This is a genomic window from Nocardia asiatica NBRC 100129, from assembly GCF_000308415.1.
Classification (GTDB): domain Bacteria; phylum Actinomycetota; class Actinomycetes; order Mycobacteriales; family Mycobacteriaceae; genus Nocardia; species Nocardia asiatica.
Genome location: NZ_BAFS01000157.1, coordinates 1 through 19,476 on the forward strand (window position 1 = coordinate 1; position 19,476 = coordinate 19,476).

20 protein-coding genes are annotated in these 19,476 nt (G+C 70.1%); 5 read left to right on the plus strand and 15 right to left on the minus strand.

Features of this window, described 5'->3' with window-relative positions; translation table 11 throughout:
* The 3 genes from ON27_RS14790 to ON27_RS14800 all read left to right on the plus strand — a co-directional run.
* The coding region (locus tag ON27_RS14790) for a precorrin-3B C(17)-methyltransferase (RefSeq protein ID WP_043726353.1) at window positions 1–525 on the plus strand (525 nt) is incomplete at its 5' end.
* A 32-nt stretch (window positions 526–557) separates the two neighbouring features.
* Window positions 558–953, plus strand: a complete 396-nt coding sequence (locus tag ON27_RS14795) for a hypothetical protein (RefSeq protein WP_043726358.1) — start codon at window positions 558–560, stop codon at window positions 951–953.
* Between the two features lie 58 nt (window positions 954–1,011).
* Window positions 1,012–1,542 (plus strand): PadR family transcriptional regulator, encoded by a 531-nt coding sequence (locus ON27_RS14800; protein WP_043726365.1) that lies wholly within the window; start codon window positions 1,012–1,014, stop codon window positions 1,540–1,542.
* Window positions 1,543–1,559: 17 nt separating this feature from the next.
* Here the strand turns inward: ON27_RS14800 and ON27_RS14805 are convergent, their stop codons facing one another.
* From ON27_RS14805 to dprE2, 4 genes are all read right to left on the minus strand, one after another.
* Entirely contained in the window at window positions 1,560–2,327 is a 768-nt protein-coding gene (locus tag ON27_RS14805; protein WP_043726400.1) for a cobalt-precorrin-6A reductase, read from the minus strand.
* A complete protein-coding gene (locus ON27_RS14810) occupies window positions 2,324–2,941 on the minus strand; it encodes a DUF8020 domain-containing protein (RefSeq protein WP_043726367.1) in 618 nt (205 codons plus the stop codon). The genes ON27_RS14805 and ON27_RS14810 overlap by 4 nt, the downstream gene beginning before the upstream one ends.
* Before the next feature lie 79 nt (window positions 2,942–3,020).
* Window positions 3,021–4,304, minus strand: coding sequence for a bifunctional cobalt-precorrin-7 (C(5))-methyltransferase/cobalt-precorrin-6B (C(15))-methyltransferase (locus ON27_RS14815; RefSeq protein WP_051046600.1), 1,284 nt, complete (start codon window positions 4,302–4,304; stop codon window positions 3,021–3,023).
* Window positions 4,283–5,038 (minus strand): decaprenylphospho-beta-D-erythro-pentofuranosid-2-ulose 2-reductase, encoded by a 756-nt coding sequence (gene dprE2 / locus ON27_RS14820; RefSeq protein ID WP_043726369.1) that lies wholly within the window; start codon window positions 5,036–5,038, stop codon window positions 4,283–4,285. The genes ON27_RS14815 and dprE2 overlap by 22 nt, the downstream gene beginning before the upstream one ends.
* A 102-nt stretch (window positions 5,039–5,140) precedes the next feature.
* On the opposite strand from dprE2, the gene ON27_RS14825 reads away from it, so the two are divergent.
* Window positions 5,141–5,584: a PPOX class F420-dependent oxidoreductase gene (locus tag ON27_RS14825; protein ID WP_043726371.1), complete on the plus strand. Its 444-nt coding sequence runs from the start codon at window positions 5,141–5,143 to the stop codon at window positions 5,582–5,584.
* A 57-nt stretch (window positions 5,585–5,641) separates the two neighbouring features.
* Here the strand turns inward: ON27_RS14825 and ON27_RS14830 are convergent, their stop codons facing one another.
* Window positions 5,642–6,769: a M24 family metallopeptidase gene (locus ON27_RS14830; RefSeq protein ID WP_043726374.1), complete on the minus strand. Its 1,128-nt coding sequence runs from the start codon at window positions 6,767–6,769 to the stop codon at window positions 5,642–5,644.
* Between the two features lie 84 nt (window positions 6,770–6,853).
* On the opposite strand from ON27_RS14830, the gene ON27_RS14835 reads away from it, so the two are divergent.
* A complete protein-coding gene (locus ON27_RS14835) occupies window positions 6,854–7,819 on the plus strand; it encodes a 5'-3' exonuclease (protein WP_043726376.1) in 966 nt (321 codons plus the stop codon).
* Window positions 7,820–8,602: 783 nt separating this feature from the next.
* Here ON27_RS14835 and ON27_RS14840 read toward each other — a convergent pair.
* The 10 genes from ON27_RS14840 to prcA form a co-directional block, all read right to left on the minus strand.
* Window positions 8,603–9,301, minus strand: a complete 699-nt coding sequence (locus ON27_RS14840) for a DUF4333 domain-containing protein (RefSeq protein ID WP_043726378.1) — start codon at window positions 9,299–9,301, stop codon at window positions 8,603–8,605.
* A 161-nt stretch (window positions 9,302–9,462) separates the two neighbouring features.
* Complete coding sequence (locus tag ON27_RS14845) at window positions 9,463–12,165, minus strand: DEAD/DEAH box helicase (RefSeq protein WP_043726381.1); 2,703 nt, start codon at window positions 12,163–12,165, stop codon at window positions 9,463–9,465.
* A gap of 3 nt (window positions 12,166–12,168) precedes the next feature.
* Entirely contained in the window at window positions 12,169–13,122 is a 954-nt protein-coding gene (tatC, locus tag ON27_RS14850) for a twin-arginine translocase subunit TatC (protein WP_043726384.1), read from the minus strand.
* Window positions 13,123–13,219: 97 nt separating this feature from the next.
* Complete coding sequence (gene tatA, locus ON27_RS14855; protein WP_043726387.1) at window positions 13,220–13,480, minus strand: Sec-independent protein translocase subunit TatA; 261 nt, start codon at window positions 13,478–13,480, stop codon at window positions 13,220–13,222.
* 64 nt (window positions 13,481–13,544) lie between these two features.
* Window positions 13,545–14,594, minus strand: coding sequence for a 2-dehydropantoate 2-reductase (locus tag ON27_RS14860; protein ID WP_043726389.1), 1,050 nt, complete (start codon window positions 14,592–14,594; stop codon window positions 13,545–13,547).
* A 22-nt stretch (window positions 14,595–14,616) separates the two neighbouring features.
* Window positions 14,617–15,594: a helix-turn-helix transcriptional regulator gene (locus tag ON27_RS14865; protein ID WP_043726392.1), complete on the minus strand. Its 978-nt coding sequence runs from the start codon at window positions 15,592–15,594 to the stop codon at window positions 14,617–14,619.
* Window positions 15,591–16,586 (minus strand): helix-turn-helix transcriptional regulator, encoded by a 996-nt coding sequence (locus ON27_RS14870; protein ID WP_086007485.1) that lies wholly within the window; start codon window positions 16,584–16,586, stop codon window positions 15,591–15,593. The genes ON27_RS14865 and ON27_RS14870 overlap by 4 nt, the downstream gene beginning before the upstream one ends.
* Before the next feature lie 125 nt (window positions 16,587–16,711).
* A complete protein-coding gene (locus tag ON27_RS14875) occupies window positions 16,712–17,008 on the minus strand; it encodes an MTH1187 family thiamine-binding protein (RefSeq protein ID WP_043726394.1) in 297 nt (98 codons plus the stop codon).
* 22 nt (window positions 17,009–17,030) lie between these two features.
* Complete coding sequence (gene pafA, locus ON27_RS14880) at window positions 17,031–18,389, minus strand: Pup--protein ligase (protein ID WP_174186519.1); 1,359 nt, start codon at window positions 18,387–18,389, stop codon at window positions 17,031–17,033.
* 209 nt (window positions 18,390–18,598) lie between these two features.
* Window positions 18,599–19,393, minus strand: a complete 795-nt coding sequence (prcA, locus tag ON27_RS14885; RefSeq protein ID WP_043726397.1) for a proteasome subunit alpha — start codon at window positions 19,391–19,393, stop codon at window positions 18,599–18,601.
* Window positions 19,394–19,476 lie beyond the last annotated feature (83 nt).

Below are 19,476 nucleotides of genomic sequence, written 5' to 3' on the forward strand. Positions count from 1 at the left end.
GGCGTGTTCGCGATGGCGGCGGCGGTGCTCGAGGAAGCCGCGGACCCGCAGTGGCGCGCGGTGCCGGTGCGGGTGCTGCCCGGTCTCACCGCGGCCAACGCCGTGGCCAGCCGGGTGGGCGCGCCACTGGGCCACGACTACGCGGTGATCTCGCTCTCCGACCGGCTCAAGCCGTGGGAGGTGGTGGCGCAACGCCTTTCCGCCGTGGCGGCCGCCGACATGGCGATCGCGATCTACAACCCGGCCTCCTCGCAACGCACCTGGCAGGTGGGCGCGATGCGCGACCTGCTGCTGGAGCACCGCAAGCCCGACACGCCCGTCGTCGTGGGGCGCGACGTCGGAGGCCCGGCCGAATCGGTGCGAGTGGTGCCGCTCGGCGACCTCGACCCCGAGCAGGTGGACATGCGCACGCTGTTGATCATCGGCGCGTCCACCACAGCGGCGGTCGAGACCGAGGCGGGCACCCGGGTCTACACCTCCCGGCGCTACGGTCGCGCGCGCGACGCGGCGTCCGACGGCGCGTAGGATCGCCTGACGCACCGAAGATCGGAGGGACCTTGGCCGCGACACTGTCGGAGCTGACGCTGCGCGCCCGAGCCCTGGAGGCCAGGGCCACCGCGAGCGAACAGGCACTCGACGAGCAGGGCGAGGTCCTCAATGAACTGGCGGCGCTGACCAGGAAAACGCTGGACGGTATCGGCCGCATCGATCGACGCGCGGAGACCATCGGCGATTCCGTCGGCGAATTGCAGCGGGACGTCGGGGTTCTGCGCGACAACGTGGGCGAACTCACCCGGAGGGTCACGGTGCTCGAACAAGGACAGGTCCGTTTGGAACAGGGCCAGGCGGCGTTGGCGCGCAGCCAGGCACAGCTCGAACAGGGCCAGGCGCGGCTGGAGCAGGGGATGGCGCAGGTACTCGCCCGGCTCGACAAACTGGCCGGCGACGCCTGACCCACCCCGTTCAGGTAACATTCCACTATGGAATGTTGAGAGCGAAGGGAGCAGTCGTTTGACCAACACCGCGACCAGACGCAAGCCACTGAACTCGACGGCGGCGTCGTTGCTCGGATTTCTGCACGAAGGCCCCATGTCGGGATGGGATCTGGTCACCGAGGCCCAGGAGCGCATCGGCGACTTCTGGACCATCACGCAGAGCCAGGTGTACCGGGAACTCGCGACGATGGACGCGGCGGGACTGGTCGAGAAGGGCGAGACCGGAGCGCGGGAACGAACGCCCTACCACCTCACCGACGCGGGGCGGGAGGCGTTCCTGGAATGGGTCGCGCGCGACCCCGGCGGGGAGACCATCCGAGTGCCGTTGCTGCTCACGCTGTCCTTCGGTGAGCATCTCGATCGCGATCGGCTCGACGGCATCGTCGCGGCCAACCGGGAGATCCACCAGGCGCGGCTCTCGCGATATCTGGCCGAAGACCCGTCCGGAATGTCGACATTCGCCCGCGCCACACTCGATTTCGGGATCCGCTACGAGCGAGCGGTGCTGGAGTGGTTCGACCATCTGCCGGAACTGCTCGGCCGCTGATCGCACCGACCGCGCCCCTACTCGATCCGGTCGGATCCCCCGCGCCGGGGCCGCGTCTCACGCAGCCAATCCAGCGCCTGCGCAGCGGATTCCACGATCCGCGCGCCCTCCGGCAGCGGCGGGCGGTCCACGACGACCACCGGGATTCCCGCCGCTCGGGCGGCGGCGAGTTTGGCTTCGGTCTGATCGCCGCCGCTGTCTTTGGTGACGAGTAGGTCGATCCGATACTCGGCGAGCAACCGCGACTCGTCCTCGACCGCGAACGGCCCACGGGCGAGGAGCAATTCGTGCCGGGGCGGCAGCGCGCCCTCCGGCGGGTCGATGGCGCGGATCAGGAACCACTGGTCGTCGAGTCCCGCGAACGCGTCGACGCCTTGCCTGCCGATGGTGAGGAAGACTCGCGCGCCGAGCGCGGCCGTTTCCCGCACGGCGGCGGCGAGATCGGGTACCCGGACCCATCGGTCCCTCGCCTGCTGGACCCACCTGGGCCGTCGCAGATGCACCAGCGGCACACTCGCGGCCCGCGCGGCCGCCGCGGCGTTGGCGCTGATACCCGCCGCGAACGGGTGAGTGGCGTCCACCATCGCGGCCACGTCGTCGGCCACGAGCCAGTCCCGCAGTCCCTCGGCGCCGCCGAAGCCGCCGACCCGGACCTCGCCCTCGGGCAGCAGGGGCGCGCGCACACGACCGGCGAGCGAGGACACGATCTCGAATCCCCGCTCGCCGGAAGCGATATGGGCCAGCTCCCGCGCTTCACGGGTGCCGCCCAGGATCAGAACTCTCAGGGCTGGCCGCTGAAGTAGGCGATACCCGCGTTCAGCAGCGACGGCCCGCCCGCGACGGCCAGACCGATCAGCGCGCCGAGCACCGCGCCCGGCAGGATGCCGACACCGAAGAAGACGATGCCGATGGCGGCGCCGATCAGACCGCCGACCAGCGCGCCGAGCGAGGCGCGCTGCAACTCGGCGAAGAACCACTCCTGCGCGCCGATGAACTCGGCGGCGACCGGCGCGTTCGCGGTCGGCTCGACCTGCGGCGTCAGCGTCAGCTGCCTGCCCTCGTCGGCCACGGCCGCCGCGATCCGGACCTCCTGGCCCTTGGCGGTCGCGGTGAGCGGAATGCTGGTGACGGTCTCGCCCGCCGAGTTCTTCAGGGCGACCGACTGGTTGGCGGTGTCGACGCTGAACGCGCCGCCGGTCACGCTGGTGACGACCGACTTACCCGCGTCGGCGAGCTGCAGCGCGTAGTCGACGCCCTGGTCGGTGCCCGTGACCGCGGGCGCTGCCGCGGCCTGGTCCTGCGCCGCGGGCGGCGTGGGATCGGCGTAGGAGGTACCGGCGGTGACACCGGTGGCGGCGACAGCCAGCAATGCGGTAGCGGCGAACTTCTTGTATCTCATCTATCTCCCCAACAGGAATCGAATTTCCCGATCATGATCGGAACTCGGCCCCGACCCTACCGCGTAACCGGTAACGTGTTCACCCCTCCGGAGGGAACCCGGAAGCGGATTTCACCACCGACCACTGCGCGACCGGAAGCTGGGGACGCCACGCGGTGAAGGAGCCCAAGGGCTCTCCGCGGTAGATCTGGAACTTCCGCAACACGCCGCCCCTGGCGCTCGACCAGCTGAGCAGCAGGGATTCCGACTCGGCGGTCACCGCGTTCGCGACGAGCCTGCCGCCCTCACGCAGCCGCGCCCAGCATGTCTCGAGGACGCCATCCTGGGTCAGGCCCCCACCGACGAAAATCGCGTCGGGTGCGACGGTTTCGGTGTCGGCGGCGAGTTCGGCGCGCACCTCGCCACGCACCTGGACGTGCGGAACGCCCAGAGCGGTGGCGTTGTCGGCGATCTGCCGCCGCCTGCGCTCGAGCCGCTCGAACGCGACGGCCCGGTTGCGCGGATGCGCTCGGCACCACTCGATGGCGATGCTGCCCGACCCACCGCCGACATCCCACAGCAGCTCGCCGGGCGCAGGCGCCAGCGCCGCCAAGGTCAGCGCGCGGATCTCGTGCTTGGTGAGCTGACCGTCTCCGCCGAACAGTTCGTCGGGCAGGCCGGGCAGGCGCGTGGCACGCGGCAGGCCCGGGTCGGCCGCGCAGGTGAGGGCCACGATGTTCAGCGGGTCGCCCGGCGGGTGTTCCCACTGTTTCGCGATACCGGAGCGCCGGCGTTCGGCGCGACCGCCGAGTTGCTCGAGAACCGTCAGTTCCGACCCGCCGAAACCGTGCCGCCCGAGCAGGTGCGCGAGCTCCCGAGGGGTGTGCTCGTCAACGCTGAGCACCAGCAACCGCCTGCGATCGGCCAGTTCCGGCAGCACCGTCGCCAGCGGGCGCCCCACCACGCTCACCACCGGGGTCTCGGCCAGCGGCCACCCCAGCCGGGCGCAGGCCAGCGAGGCCGAGGAGGGCTGCGGCAGCACTCGCAGCGCAGGTGCGCCGAGCAGCCGCGCCAACGTGACGCCGATCCCGTAGAACATCGGATCGCCGCTGGCCAGTACACACAACCGCGCATCGGCGTGCTGCTCCAGCAGCCCGGGCAGAGCGGGCGACAGCGGCGACGGCCAACTCACCCGTCGCGCCGCCACGTCCGGTGGCACCAGCGCGAGCTGGCGCGCGGAACCGAACAGGATCTCGGCGTCGCCGACGGCGTCCCGCGCGGCGAGACCGAGACCGTCCCAGCCGTCGGCGCCGATGCCGACGACCGCGATCGGCGCGCCGGTCCAGCGCACGGCTGCGGTGCTCACCGCGGCATCCGGCGCCAGATCGCTTGCGGCAGCAAGCGCATGCCGAAGAACACCGGGCGCAGGATCCATGGCACCCAGACCCGGCTCGCGCCGCGGCGCAGGCCGCCGATCACGGCGGCGGCCACTTGGTCCGGCGTGCTGGAGAAGGGAGCGGGCGACATTCCCTCGGTCATCCGCCCGATGACGAACCCGGGACGCACCAGCAGCAATCGAACCCCGCTGCCGTGCAACGCGTCCGCCAGACCCGAGGCGAACCCGTCGAGCCCCGCTTTGGCCGATCCGTAGACGTAGTTGGCGCGGCGGACCCGCACGCCCGCGACCGAGCTGAACACCACGATCTGTCCGTCGCCGCGCGTGCGCAGCAGATTCGCCAGGGTGGTGAGCACACCGGCCTGGGCGACGAAGTCGGTGTGCAGGATCGCCGCCGCGTGGCCGGGGTCCCGCTCGGCGCGCTGCTGATCGCCGAGCACGCCGAAGGCCAGCACCGCGATGCCGATCGGCCCGAGCTCCGCGTCGATCTTCTCCAGCAGCGCGGGATGAGCGGCGATGTCGTCGGCGTCGAATTCGACGGCGTGCACCTCGCTCGCACCCGCCGCCGTGATCTGCGCGCGCTGCGCGTCCAGATCGCCGCTGCGCCGGGCCGCGAGAACCACCGCGCGACCGGGGGCGAGCCGCCGCGCCACTTCGATCCCGATCTCGCTGCGACCGCCGAGCAGCAGCACGGTCCCGTCTGCCAATCCACGCGTTCCCATGCGCTCAGTCTGTCATTGCCACGGGTGTGGCCCGTCATCGCTCACCCACGCGCGGGCCGGGGCGACGGGACACGGAGGGGCGCCGGAGGCTACGGTCGGAGAATGCCGACGAGTACTGCTGAGTTGTCGCCCGCCGCCCTCGAGTTCGTCGCCGAACGGCACCTCGCCACGCTGTCGACGTTGCGGGCCGACGGTACGCCGCACGTGGTGGCAGTGGGGTTCACCTGGGACCAGGAAGCCGGAATCGCGCGCGTGATCACCAACGACGGGTCGGTGAAGGTCCGCAATGTGCGCCGTTCCGGCTACGCGGCGGTCAGTCAGGTCGACGGGATCCGGTGGATCACCTTGGAAGGCCCGGCGACCATCCTCGAGGCTCCGGACGAGGTTGCCGAGGCGGTCGGGCGGTACGCCGGTCGCTACCGCGTGCCGCGGGAGAACCCGACTCGCGTGGTGATCGCCATCCGAGTCCGGCGCGTCCTGTCCAGCAGCACGCTCGTCGCACCGGCCGCGGCAGGGGAACCCGGCGGGAACGGCGCCCACGCGTAGGGCCTCCGTCGCCCGCCCCCCTCGCTCGCCGCGAGGCGCTTCGTGGTCAGCCGTCGATCACAGGACCGCGAGACCGTGCGGTCGCTTGTTCAGCGATTCGCCGCCGTCCTCGGTGACGACCACGATGTCCTCGATCCGCGCGCCCCACGCACCGCGGAAGTAGATGCCGGGCTCGACGCTGAAGGCCATGCCGGGCCGCAGGACGAGGTCGTTGCCCGCGACGATATAGGGCTCCTCGTGCACCGACAGCCCGATGCCGTGGCCGGTGCGGTGCACGAAGGCAGCACCGACCCCGGCTTCGGTCAACGGGTTTCGCGCCGCGGCGTCCACCTCGGCCGCGGTGACGCCCGGACGGACGGCCGCGACCGCCGCCGCCTGCGCGCTCTCCAGTTCGGCGTACCGGTCGGCCACCTCAGGGGCGGGCTCGCCCAGGACGTAGGTGCGGGTGGAGTCGGAGTAATAGCCGGGTTCGACGGGACCGCCGATGTCGACGACCACCACGTCCCCGGCCTCGATCCGGCGCTCGGACACCCCGTGATGCGGGTCCGCGCCGTGCGGACCGCTGCCGACGATGACGAACGCCGCCTCGGTGTGCCCCTCCGCCACGATCGCGGCCTCGATGTCGCGCCCGACCTCCGCCTCGGTGCGCCCCTCCCGCAGGAACTCGCCCATCCGAGCGTGCACCCGGTCGATCGCGGCGCCCGCCCGGCGCAGCGCGTCCACCTCGGCGGCGTCCTTGATCATGCGCAGCTCACGCAGGACCGGGGTGGCCGACACCGGCAGACCGGTGAACGACTCGGCCAGCGGCAGCAGGTGCAGTGCGGGCATGACATCGGCCACGGCCACCCGGGAGCCGACATGCAGCGCGGACTTCACCAGGGTGTACGGGTTGGCGCCGTCGACCCAGTCCAGCACCTGCAGACCCAGTTCACCCGCCGCCGAGGCGTCCAGCGACGCCAGCTCCAGTTTCGGGATCACCACCGACGGCGTCGCGCCGTCCGCCGGGATCACCAGGCAGGTCAGCCGCTCGAACGATTCCGCCGCCGAGCCGATCAGATAGCGCAGGTCCGGCCCGGGAGTGATCAGCAACGCGTCGAGGTGGGCGGCCCGCAGGAGTTCCACCGCACGCTCGAGTCGTGCACCGTAGACGTCCGCCGCGAACCTCGAATCCGTATGCGAGCTCATTTGCCCGACGTTACCCGTCACGCGCGCGGCATGAACGGCGAACTTCGACGGGGCGGTGTCGGTGCGGGCGAGTAGCCTCAGCGCGTGACCTCTGCTTCCGGTGGGCCCCTGTTGCTGTTGGACGGAGCCAGTCTGTGGTTCCGCGCCTTCCACGCCATCCCCGACAAGATCACCGCGCCCGACGGCCGGTCGGTGAACGCGCTGCGTGGTTTCACCGACATGGTCGCGTCGCTGATCGCCAAGTTCGCACCGAGCAGGCTGGTGGTGTGCCTGGACCTGGACTGGCGCCCGGCCTATCGGGTCGATCTGGTGCCGTCCTACAAGGCGCACCGGCTCGACACGTCGGCGGAGGCAGCTCCCGGCGCGGAGAGCGTTCCCGACACGCTCACCCCCCAGGTCGAGATGATTCTGGAGGTGCTGGCGGCGGCGGGCATCGCGACCGGCGGCGCGGACGGTCTGGAGGCCGACGACGTGCTGGGCACCCTGGCGACCCGCGAGCGCACCGACGAGGTCGTCGTGGTCAGCGGTGACCGCGATTTGCTGCAACTGGTCCGAGACGAGCCCGCGCCCCCGGTGCGGGTGCTCTACGCCGGTCGGGGACTGGCAAAGGCGGAACTGTTCGGCCCGGCCGAGGTCTCCGCGAAGTACGGCGTGCCGCTGCGGGACGCGGGCCCGGCCTACGCCGACATGGCCACGCTGCGTGGTGACGCCTCCGACGGCCTGCCCGGGGTGGCGGGCATCGGCGAGAAATCCGCCTCCACCTTGATAACCCGTTTCGGCTCGCTGGACGCCCTGGTCGCGGCCGTCGAAGATCCCGACGCCGACCTGTCGCAAAGCGTGCGCGCCCGGCTGCGCGCCGCCGAGCACTACCTGAAAGCCGCCGCCCCGGTGGTCCGGGTGGTCCGCGACGCCGAGGTGACCCTGTCCCGCAGCGACGTCCTCCCCACCGAACCGGCCGACGCGGACCGGCTGCGCGCTCTGGCCACCGCCTACAACGCCGAGAGCCCGGTCACGCGCTTGATCACGGCCCTCGCCGCGCGCACCGCCTGACGCGAGAATCCGCAGGCCCACCCTTCGCGTCACCAGAAGCTGATCGAGCGGCGAAGCGAGCCCGACCACATGCCGGTCTCATCAGCCGCTCCCCTCGGTCTGTACACCGAAACCCTCAGCACGTGCCACTATCGCCACACGCCACCACACCGGCTGAGCCACCGGTCTTCGAGCGAAGCGATAACACGCCCAGCTGACCGCAACCACCGGTTTCGAGCGAACCGAGCCCGAGATCCCCTTCGCGGCCCGACTCGCATCCAAATGACCGCCGCCTACAAGGCGACCAGAAGCCCTAAGCGACCCGAGAACTTCCCCTCGCAAGTCACATGCGCTCCGTGCCAACTCGCATTCCAGACGCGCCCAGCTCACCTCAACCACAGGTTTCGAGCGAAGCGAGACCGTGCATGCGCCGTTCGCGGCCCGGCGAGCCACAAGGGGGCCGCGAACATCCAGCGCCGCAGGCGCTGGGAAAACCAACACAGCCCGGTGGCCGCCGCAAACACCGCGACCACGATCCCTGAGCCGACCCGAAACCCTCCCCCCGCGAGTCACGCGCACATGTGTCCAACTCGCAATCCAAAACGCGCCCAGCTCACCTCAACCACAGGTTGCGAGCGAAGCGAGACCGAGCATGCGCCGTTCGCGGCCCGGCTCGCGTCCGAGTGGCCGCCGCGCAAGCGACGAAGGAGCAAGCGGCGGCCACTCGGACGCGAGCCACAAGGGGGCCGCGAACACCCAGCGCCGCAGGCGCTGGAAAACAAACACAGGCGCTGGAAAAACAACTCAGCTCGGGCGGCCGACTTCGTAGGTGCCGTCGTCCTTGGTGATCTTGATGGACACCTTCTTGGCCTCGCCGCTGACCTTCACGTTGCATTCGAAGGTGGCGTCGACCTTGACCTCCTGGCCGGACGGGCAGGAGACGTCGCTGATGTCCTGGATGCCGTAGGAGTCCGACAGCACCTTCTTCACGCCGTCCTGCACCGCGGCCTGGTCCAGTTGGTCCGTGGCGGTCAGCACGAGCACGAGCGCGACGATCGCGCCGACCACCGCGACGCCGAGCACGGACAGGCCGATGATCAGGCCCTTGCCCTTGCCGCCCTGCTGCGGCGGCTGCTGGCCCGGAGCGCCCCACTGCGGCTGCGGCTGCTGCGGCTGCTGACCCCACTGCGGCTGCTGCCCCTGCTGCCCCCAGTCCTGCTGCGGTTGCTGCCCCCACTGCTGCTGGGGCTGCTGCGGTTGCTGCCCCCACTGGGGCTGCTGCGGTTGCTGACCCCATTGCTGCTGCTGCGGTTGCTGCCCCCACTGCTGCTGCGGTTGCTGCTCACCCCAGTGCTGGGTCGGCTGTGCCGAGGCCGGGGTCTGCGGCTGACCGCCCCACTGCTGCGTGGGACCGGCCCCGCCCGGCGCCTGCTGTCCACCCCACTGCTGGGTGGGATCGTTGCGTCCCTCCCCGGGGTCGTTCGGTCCGTACGGGCCGCTCATCTGCTTGCCTCCACTCGCATCGTTGTACACACGGTAGCCCCCCGCGTGGGCCTCGTCGCATGACACGACTACTCCGCCACGGTCGGTACGCGAAAGAAATCAAATCACAATCGAATCCGCCGTGTTGCTATTGCCGCCGCCGGACCCGTCGCGCGCGGCGGTCAGGCGGCGTCGACCGCGACGACACCGCGCCGGATCGCCCGCACCGCCTTGGCCGCGGTGGCGGCGACCTCGGGATCGTCGGCGGTGCCGTGGATCTGGTCGAGCAGATCGATCACCTGCCGGCACCAGCGCACGAAGTCACCGGCCGACAGCGGCGCGCCCTGGTCGCCGCCGGCGAGCAACGACTCGGCCAACCCGTCACCGCGCGCCCACTTGTAGACACCGTCGACGAAGCCCAGATCGGGCTCCCTGGTCGGCGGCAATTTGTGCCGCGCTTCGTCGGACCGCAGCTCCGACCAGACCCCGATGGTCGCGCCGACGGCCCGCCGGATCGGGGCCGTGGGTCCGCTCGCGCCGAGATACCCGCCCTCCTGGCGGGATTCGTACACCAGGATCGACACAACGCCGGCCAGTTCGGCCGCGCCGAGGCCGCGCCACAGCCCTTGCCGGAGGCATTCGGCGACCAGCAGGTCGCTTTCGGCGTAGATGCGGGCCAGCCTGCGTCCGTCCGCGGTCACCTCGCTCTCGTGCACGAAACCGCGTTCCTCCAGCAGGCCGAGGATCCGATCGAACGTGCGCGCCAGCGAGTTGGTGGTCGCGGCAACCTTCTGGCGCATCGCGTCGGTTTCACGCTGCAACCGGTTGTAGCGCTCGCCTACCCGTGCCAGTTGCTCACGGTCGGGCCGGGCATGCGCCGGGTGCGCCCGCAGCGTCCGGCGCAGCGTGGCCAGTTCCCGGTCGTCGGCTGCGACGGACTGCCTGCCGCGGCGCGGCCGGCCGGGCACCGAGATTCCGGTGCTGCGCAGCGCGGAGGCCAGATCGCGGCGGGTGCGCGCGGTCCGGTGGTCCACTCGGCGCGGCAGCCGCATGTGCCCGAGAGCCTCGGCGGGCACCGGGAAGTCGGCGACCGACACCCGGCCCGCCCACTTGTCCTCGGTGAGCACCAGTGGCCGCGGATCGCCCGGCGTCGCGTCCGGCTCCAGGATCACCGCGAGCCCGGCGCGGCGGCCGGAGGGGATCGCCACCACGTCACCGCGGCGCAGGGCACCGAGCGCGTCCACGGCGGCGCCCCGGCGGTCGGCGCGGCTCTGCTGAGCCAGCTGCCGCTCCCTCTGCTTGATCCGCTCACGCAGCGACAGGTAGTCCAGGAACCCGCCTTCCGCGCCGCCGAGCTGGTCGCGCAGCTTGCGCAGCGCGGACTCGTTGCGTTCGATGCCGCGCACCAGCCCGACCACCGAGCGGTCGGCCTGGAACTGGGCGAACGATCGCTCCAGCAGGGCGCGCGATTCGTCGGCGCCCATTCGGTCGATGAGGTTGATCGACATGTTGTAGCCCGGCCGGAACGAGCTGCGCAGAGGATAGGTGCGGGTCGAGGCCAGACCGGCGACAGCGCTGGTGTCCACCTCCGGCTGCCACAGCACCACCGCGTGCCCTTCGACGTCGATGCCGCGCCGCCCGGCCCGCCCCGTCAGCTGGGTGTACTCCCCCGGGGTGAGTTCGGCGTGCGACTCACCGTTGAACTTGACCAGCCGTTCCAGCACGACGGTGCGCGCGGGCATATTGATGCCCAGGGCCAGCGTCTCCGTAGCGAAGACGGCGCGCACCAACCCGTTGACGAACAGTTCCTCGACGGTGTGCCGGAACGCGGGGAGCATTCCGGCGTGATGCGCGGCCAGACCGCGGTGCAGCGCCTCGCGCCACTCCCAGTAGCCGAGCACCTCCAGATCGGCCTTCGGCAGATCGCCGGTGTGCTTGTCGATGATCGCGTCGACCTGGTCGCGCTCCTCCGGACGGCTCAGATCCAGCCGCGAGCGCAGGCACTGCGCGAGCGCGCCGTCGCAACCCGCCCGGCTGAAGATGAATGTGATGGCGGGCAGGAGTCCCTCGTCGTCGAGTTTCGCGAGCACCTCCGGCCGCGGCAGCGGACGGAAGTCCCGGCGCGGTCCGCCGCGGCCGTTGCGCGGGGGACCCCAGCTGTTCATCCGGTCGGCGGCCTCGCGGTGGCGGATGAACCGCACCAGGTCTTCGTCGACGAGCACCTTCTGCTCGGTGGACTTGGTGTCGAACAGGTCGAACATCCGCCGCCCCACCATGACGTGCTGCCACAGCGGCACCGGCCTGGTCTCGTCCACCACCACGGCGGTGTCGCCGCGCACGGTCTCCATCCAGGCCCCGAACTCCTCGGCGTTGCTGACCGTGGCCGAGAGACTGACCAACCGCACGTCCGGCGGTAGGTGCAGGATGACCTCCTCCCAGACGGCGCCGCGGAAGCGGTCGGCCAAGTAGTGCACTTCGTCCATCACCACGTAGGACAACCCGCGCAGCGCGTCCGAGGAGGCGTAGAGCATGTTGCGCAGCACCTCGGTGGTCATCACGACCACGGGCGCGTCCGGGTTGATCGACTGGTCGCCGGTCAGCAATCCGACGCTCGCGCGGCCGTGCCGCTCGGTCAGGTCGGCGAACTTCTGGTTCGACAGCGCCTTGATGGGTGTGGTGTAGAAGCACTTGCCGCCCGCGGCCAGCGCCAAGTGGACGGCGAATTCGCCCACGACCGTCTTCCCCGCGCCCGTCGGAGCGCAGACCAGGACACTGTGTCCTTCTTCGAGGGCCACGCAGGCGTCGTGCTGGAACGGATCCAGCCGGAACTTCAGTTCGGCGGAAAATACGGCCAATTCGCCCGTCTGCGACCGGTCATCTGTCACTCGTCAGAGCGTATCGGAGTAGTCCGACAGCGGTCGTGTGGATTTCTCCGCGGGCGTGGAAACCGATTCGGCCGGATCGATCGGGTCCGGCCCATCGAGTTCGGAGGCCTCTTCGTCGGACAACGCGCCCAAGCCTTCGCGCTCCTTGCGCGCCCGGCGCCGATCGTTGATCCGGGAGAATTGGATGGCCACCTCGAACAACACCGTCAACGCCAGCGCCAGCGCCAGCATGGAGAACGGGTCCTGTGGCGTCACGATCGCCGCGAACACGAACAACCCGAATGTGATCCCCCGCCGCCACGCCTTCAGCCGCGCGTAGGTCAGCACGCCGACCAGGTTCAGTCCGATGATCAGCAACGGCGTCTCGAAACTGACGCCGAAGATGATCAGCAACTGGATGATGAAGCTGAAGTACTGCGACCCGCTCAGCGCCGTGATCTGCACGTTGTCGCCGATGGTGAGCAAGAAGCTCAACGCGTGCGCGATCACCACGTAGGCCAGCACCGCCCCCGCGGTGAACAACACCGTGCCCGAGGACACGAACCCGATCGCGTACTTCCGCTCCTTGGCGTACAGCCCCGGCGTGATGAACGCCCACAGCTGATACAGCCAGATCGGCGCCGCCAGCACCACGCCCGCGGTCATGCCGACCTTCAACCGCAACGTGAACTGCTCGAACGGCGCGGTCGCCAGCAAACGGCACTCGCCGTCCGGGCTCAGCGTCGCACGCGCCGAGGCGGGCAGCGAGCAATACGGCCCGCGCAGGATCTCACCGAGGCTGTCGACCCCGAGGAACCCGTGCGCGTACCACAGGAATCCCAGCACCGTCGTCGCGATCACCGCCGCGATCGATACCAGCAACCGGTACCGCAGCTCCTGCAGATGCTCGACCAACGACATCGTGCCGTCGGGGTTGGTCCTGCGCTTGCTGCGCCGCGGATCGAACGGGATTCGCATGGTTGGTGATCGCCCCTGGGTTGAGTGCCTCGCTCAGCGCGGCAACAGCACTAGGTCCGGAGTGAGTTCTTCCTCACTCCGGCGCGAGCGGATCCGCTCAGACCGACTTCGGCTCGGTGCGGGGCTCGGTGGCCGACTGGGTCGGCTGCTGCGCGGCGGGCAACTGCGGCGCGGGCTGCTGAGCCGACGCGCCGGAACCGGGCGCGTTGCTCTCGTTGTGCATCTGGCTCACCTCGCTCTTGAAGATGCGCAACGATCGGCCCAGGCTGCGGGCCGCGTCGGGCATCCGCTTCGCGCCGAAGAACATCACGAAAACCACCGCAATGATCAGCCAGTGCCAGATGCTCAGACTGCCCATGATCTACCTCCCAAGACTGTGATATTTCGATGCTACCGGACCGTGACGTGCGCGAACGCCGCCGTCACCGCTCGTTCGCCCGGTGTTCGGGCGTGCTGCCCGCCGCGGCGGCAAGCAACTGGCCGAGCAGGTCGCGACCGGTCCACGCGCGCCGGTCGCCCTGCTCGGCGGCCACGATCAACTCGATCAGCCGCTGGTTGACCGGCGTCGGCATGCCCACCATCGCGCCAAGTCCCACTATTTCGCCGCACAGCCAGGAGATCTCGGTCGTGCGGCCCAGTGCCAGGTCGTCGGCCATGGAGGAACGCGCCATCGGATCGATGGCCAGCACCTGCCCGGCCACCCGCTGGAAAAGGCGGTCGGGCGCGGTCAGCAGCGAAGCCATCACCCGAGGCGGCAACGGAGTCAGCCGCGCCGGGCGAATGCGCGCCTTGGCCATCACCGCGAGCGCTTCGCGCTGGGTCAAGGCCAGACAGCGGCGATAGTCCCGGTCGGCGAGTTCCTCCCGCAGCGGGCGCCCCGACAGCGCGTTGATCGGATTGTTCAGATTGAGCAGCAGCTTCGCCCACTGCACCGGGCGCAGGTCGGGATACCGGCGCAAGCCGAGTCCAGCCCGTTCGAACACATCCAGGAACGGCGCCAGCGCCGGGTCGTCCTGCACCGCGAGACCGCCCTCGGTGCCGCGATGGAAGCGCCCGCCGGGATGGTGCACGACGTTGAACATCACCATGCCCGCCAGGACCACGCAGTGCGGCAAGATCTCCCGGATCACCGAGTCGTTGCCGATGCCGTTCTGCAGGCTCAGCACCACGGTGCCGGGGCGGATCTTGCCGCTCAGTTCGCGCACCGCCTCCGCGGTCGCCGCGGATTTCACCGTGACCAGCACCATATCGGCAGAGCCCGCGTCGTCCGGTTCGGTCGCGACGTGGAACCGCTCCGGGGGCAGCGCCTCGTCCCCGCCGTCGAGGTCGGTGAGCCGCAGCCCGGAGGCGCTGAGTTCGTCGAGCACCCGCCTGCGGCCGACCAAGGTGACATCCGCGCCCGCCACCGCGAGCTTGCCGCCGACGAAATTGCCGATGCTGCCCGCACCGACCACCAGCACGCGATGGTTCATGCCGGTAGGGCCTCTTCGTGCCTCATCGGGCCTCCAGGTATCCGGCTTCCACGTAGGCGGCCAGCGCGGCGTTCGACCGCTCGCGCACCGCCGCGACCAGCTCCGGCGGCCCCAGCACGGTGACGCCCGACCCGAAACCGAGCAGCAGGCGCGCCATCCAGTCCAGGGTGGCGAACCGCATGGTCGCCTCCAGGCTGCCGTCGGGGTGCACCGCGAGCCGGTGCATCGGGTACTGATCGAGAACCCAAGCGTAGTCGGCGTGGATCCGCAACCGCGCCAGCGGGACGGCGGGGTCGTCCTGGAACAGGTCCAAGCCGGCCGTCGCCTGCGTGGCATGCTCGGGCGGCCGGGCGGGCTCGTCCAGCTCGGTCGCGGCCTCGATCCGGTCGAAGCGGAACAGCCGCACTCCCTCGGCCTGCCTGCACCAGGCTTGCAGATAGCTGTTGTCGTCCACCAGGACGATGCGGATCGGGTCGACGACGCGTTCGGACACCACGTCGCGGCTGGCGGAGTAGTACACCAGCCGCAAGGTCCGGCCCAGCGCCAGCGCCGAGCGCACGGCGGCCACCGCGGGCGCCTCCTGCGGCGGCGTTCGCGAGCGCCCGTCCTCAGCGGGAGCCGCGCCGCCCGCGATCGCCGATTCGATCTTCGCGATGGCCGCGTGGGCCGCGGTCGGGTCGACCATGCCGGGCATCTCCACGATCGAGCGCAGCGCCACCAGCAAGGCGGTCGCTTCCGTGGAGGTCAGCCGCAGCGGCCGGTCGATGCCCGCGGAGAAGGTGACCTCGATGCTCTCCTCGGAGAACGACAGGTCGATAAGATCGCCCGGACCGTATCCGGGCAACCCGCACATCCACAGCTGATTGAGATCGCTCATCAGCTGCTTCGTGGTGACGCCCAGGTCGGCGGCGGCCTCGGCGGCGCTGATACCGGGATGCGCGATGAAGTACGGGATCATGTTCAGCAGCCGGGAAAGCCGTACCGACAGCCGCGAACTCATGCCCGCACCTCCGTGCGGTCGAACACCGAACGCAGCCGCGCGATGACGTCCGCGCGCAGGGCTTCGGGCGCCAGTACCACGGCATCCGGCCCCAGCCCGGTGATGAGCCGGGCCAGCCAGTCCCGGGAACGCACCGGCAGCTCGACCACGGCGCCCGCGCGGCCGCCGATCGTGCGCGCCCCGGTCACCTGCCCGAGCCTGCGGATCTCCCTTCCCCGCCCCTCGGCCACCCACACCGTCGCCGAGCCGCTGACCGGCGCGGTGCTGGTGACCTGGTCGACGATGGTGCGCAGATCGACGCCGTCCGGCTTCCGCACGGCGTTGCGCGGACCGTAGGCGGTCACGTCGTCGCCGATCCGCGACAGCCGGAAGCTGCGCACCGCGTCCCGGTCCCGGTCGTGCCCGACCAGGTACCAGCGGCCGTGGTGGGTGACGACGCCCCAGGGTTCCACGTCACGCATCAGATAGGGCGCGTTGATCGCCGAGCGGTGCTCGAATCGCACCGCCTGCCCAGCGTCGATCGCGGCCAAGAGTTTGCCGAGCACCGGTTCCGAGCCACGGGTGCGGGCCGGGACGGCCGGCACCGACGCCACGGCGGCGTCGGTCTCCACGTGGATGCCCGCCGCACGCAGTTTGAGCAGCGCCCCTTCCGCCGCGGCGGCCAGTTCGGGCGATTCCCACATCTGCACGGCCACGGCGACCGCGGCCGCCTCCTGATCGGTCAGGTCGATGTCGGGCAGCTCGTAGGCGTCGCGGTTGATCCGGTAGCCCTCGATCGTGGAGTAGCGGCTCACCGGACCGACTTCCAGGGGGATGCCCAGATCGCGCAGCTCGTTCTTGTCCCGCTCGAACATCCGGCTGAACGCTTCGTCGCTGGCGGAGTCCTCGTATCCGGCGACGCTCTCCCGGATCCGCTCCGCGGTCAGGAACTGCCGGGTCGACAGCAGCGCGATGACCAGATTCATCAGCCGCTCGACCTTGGATATCGCCACCCGATAGAGGGTAATCTGCGCGCCCCCGCCGCCGCGCGGCGGCGCGGCGTATTGTTCGGCACGAACTTCGGGCGCCGCCGTCCCGGGCACCGCGCGCGTGCGATGGCCGAAGCGGGCGGAGCCTGTCACCCCTCGGCCAGGTAGCGCTCCACCTTCTCCACCTTGGCGGTGATCGCGTCGCGCACGCCGGGCCGGATGTCGGCCTTCAGCACCAGACTGCACCGCGGCGCGACGGCGAGTACGGCATCGGTGGCCTGTTTCACCACGGCCATCACCTCGTCCCATTCGCCCTCGACGGTGGTGAACATGGCATCGGTGTGGTTGGGCAGCCCGCTGGCGCGCACCACGCGGACCGCTTCGGCGACCGCGCGCCCGACGTCGACGCCGGTCCCGAGCGGTGTCACGGAGAAGGCGATGATCATGCTTCGATCGAGCCCGCCACAGTCACATGGACGCGATCAGGCGATCGACGCGCTCGTCGACCGAGCGGAACGGGTCCTTGCACAGCACGGTGCGCTGCGCCTGGTCGTTCAGCTTCAAGTGCACCCAGTCGACCGTGAAGTCACGGCCCGCCTCCTGCGCGGCGGTGATGAAGTCACCGCGCAGCTTGGCCCTGGTGGTCTGCGGCGGGGTGTCCACCGCGGCGTCCACGGCCTCGTCCTCGGTGACGCGCTTGGCCAGACCCTTGCGCTGCAGCAGGTCGAAGACGCCGCGGCCGCGTTTGATGTCGTGGTAGGCCAGATCCAGCTGCGCGATCTTCGGATCGGACAGTTCCATGCCGTACCGGTCCTGGTAGCGCTGGAACAGCTTGCGCTTGATCACCCAGTCGATCTCGGTGTCGACCTTCGCGAAGTCCTGCGCCTCCACCGCGTCGAGGGTACGGCCCCACAGGTCGACCACCTGGTCGATCTGGGGATCGCGGTCCCGGTTGCGCAGATGCTCCACCGCACGGGCGTAGTACTCCCGCTGGATGTCCAAGGCGCTCGCCTGCCGCCCTCCGGCCAGGCGCACCGGACGGCGACCGGTCAGGTCGTGCGAGACCTCGCGGATCGCACGGATCGGGTTGTCCAGCGCGAAGTCGCGGAAGGAGACGCCTGCCTCGATCATCTCCAGCACCAGGGCGGCCGTACCGACCTTGAGCATGGTGGTGGTCTCCGACATATTGGAGTCGCCAACGATCACGTGCAGGCGGCGGTACTTCTCCGCGTCGGCGTGCGGCTCGTCACGGGTGTTGATGATCGGCCGCGAGCGGGTGGTCGCCGAGGAAACGCCCTCCCAGATGTGCTCCGCGCGCTGCGACAGGCAGAACGTGGCCGCCTTCGGCGTCTGCAGCACCTTGCCCGCACCGCAGATCAGCTGGCGGGTGACCAGGAACGGCAGCAGCACGTCGGAGATCCGGGAGAACTCCCCCGCGCGGACCACCAGGAAGTTCTCGTGGCAGCCGTAGGAGTTGCCCGCGGAGTCGGTGTTGTTCTTGAACAGATATATGTCGCCGCCGATGCCTTCTTCGGCCAAACGCTGCTCGGCGTCGATCAGCAACTCTTCCAGGACCCGCTCGCCCGCACGGTCGTGGGTCACCAGCTGCGCCAGGTTGTCGCACTCCGCGGTCGCGTACTCCGGGTGGGACCCGACGTCGAGGTAGAGCCGAGCACCGTTGCGGAGGAACACGTTCGAGCTACGGCCCCAGGACACCACCCGGCGAAACAGATACCGGGCCACCTCGTCGGGGGACAGTCGACGGTGACCGTGGAAGGTGCATGTCACACCGAACTCGGTCTCGATCCCCATAATTCGTCGCTGCACACCATCGACATTACAGCCATGTCAGGCACTTGCGTGGGGCACCGAACAACCCGTATGCATACGTCTTCACAACGATTTGGCCCGCTTTGTCGGAATTTGCCCGGGTCGAACCCCGCTTTCACCGGAGGAAACACACCTCGGGACATGCCGAAGCGGCCCGCGAACGAAGCGCCGTTCGCGGGCCGTCGAGCTCGCAGACCCCGGGCGGATCACTCCGCCGGCGGAGCCTCCTTCGCGGGCTCCTCGTCCTTCGCCCCGGAGGCGCTCTCCTCCGCCGCGGCCGCGCCGTCCTGCGACGGGCTCAGCAAACGCTCCAGCGCGGCGCTGGTGACCCGCCGGAACGCCCGGCGCGGACGCGCCTGCTCCAAGGTCGCGACCTCCAGCGAACTCACCCCGAGCGCCCGCTTCTCCTTCTCGGCGCCTTCCGGCAGGCCCGCCTGCAACGCGCGCACCGCGACGCCGACCGCGGAGGCCAGGTCGAGCCCTTGCTGATAGGACGACTTCAACGCGGTGACGATCGGCTCGGTCGTGCCGCCCATCACCACGAACTCCCGCTCGTCCACGATCGACCCGTCGAAGGTGATCCGGTACAGCACCGACTGCGACGCCTGCTCCGGATAGCCCACCTCCGCCACACAGATCTCCACCTCGTAGGGCTTGAGCTGATCGGTGAAGATCGTGCCGAGGGCCTGCGCGTAGGCGTTGGCCAGCGCACGGCCGGTGACGTCGCGGCGGTCGTACTGATAACCGCGAATGTCGGCCTGCAGGATGCCGCCCCTGCGCAGATTCTCGAACTCGTTGTACTTGCCGACCGCGGCGAACCCGACCCGGTCGTAGAGCTCACTCACCTTGTGCAACGTCGTGGACGGGTTCTCCGCGACGAACAGCACACCCTTGTCGTACGTCAGCACCACCACGCTGCGCCCCCGAGCGATGCCCTTGCGCGCGAGCTCGGTCTTGTCGCGCATGATCTGCTCGGCCGACGCGTAGTACGGCAACGTCATGATCAGGCGCTCCCTTCTTCGGCGGCCTCGCGGTCGGCGACGATCCCGCGGGCGATGTCCGCCAGCTGCGACTCGGTCACCTC

Bases quoted from the DNA above. Each gene is read 5' to 3' on its own strand.
- ON27_RS14810 (WP_043726367.1), bottom strand. From the start codon at position 2,941: ATGAGATACAAGAAGTTCGCCGCTACCGCATTGCTGGCTGTCGCCGCC.
- dprE2 (WP_043726369.1), bottom strand. From the start codon at position 5,038: ATGGGAACGCGTGGATTGGCAGACGGGACCGTGCTGCTGCTCGGCGGT.
- ON27_RS14825 (WP_043726371.1), top strand. From the start codon at position 5,141: ATGCCGACGAGTACTGCTGAGTTGTCGCCCGCCGCCCTCGAGTTCGTC.
- ON27_RS14830 (WP_043726374.1), bottom strand. From the start codon at position 6,769: ATGAGCTCGCATACGGATTCGAGGTTCGCGGCGGACGTCTACGGTGCA.
- ON27_RS14840 (WP_043726378.1), bottom strand. From the start codon at position 9,301: ATGAGCGGCCCGTACGGACCGAACGACCCCGGGGAGGGACGCAACGAT.
- tatC (WP_043726384.1), bottom strand. From the start codon at position 13,122: ATGCGAATCCCGTTCGATCCGCGGCGCAGCAAGCGCAGGACCAACCCC.
- tatA (WP_043726387.1), bottom strand. From the start codon at position 13,480: ATGGGCAGTCTGAGCATCTGGCACTGGCTGATCATTGCGGTGGTTTTC.
- ON27_RS14860 (WP_043726389.1), bottom strand. From the start codon at position 14,594: ATGAACCATCGCGTGCTGGTGGTCGGTGCGGGCAGCATCGGCAATTTC.
- ON27_RS14865 (WP_043726392.1), bottom strand. From the start codon at position 15,594: ATGAGTTCGCGGCTGTCGGTACGGCTTTCCCGGCTGCTGAACATGATC.
- ON27_RS14875 (WP_043726394.1), bottom strand. From the start codon at position 17,008: ATGATCATCGCCTTCTCCGTGACACCGCTCGGGACCGGCGTCGACGTC.
- prcA (WP_043726397.1), bottom strand. From the start codon at position 19,393: ATGACGTTGCCGTACTACGCGTCGGCCGAGCAGATCATGCGCGACAAG.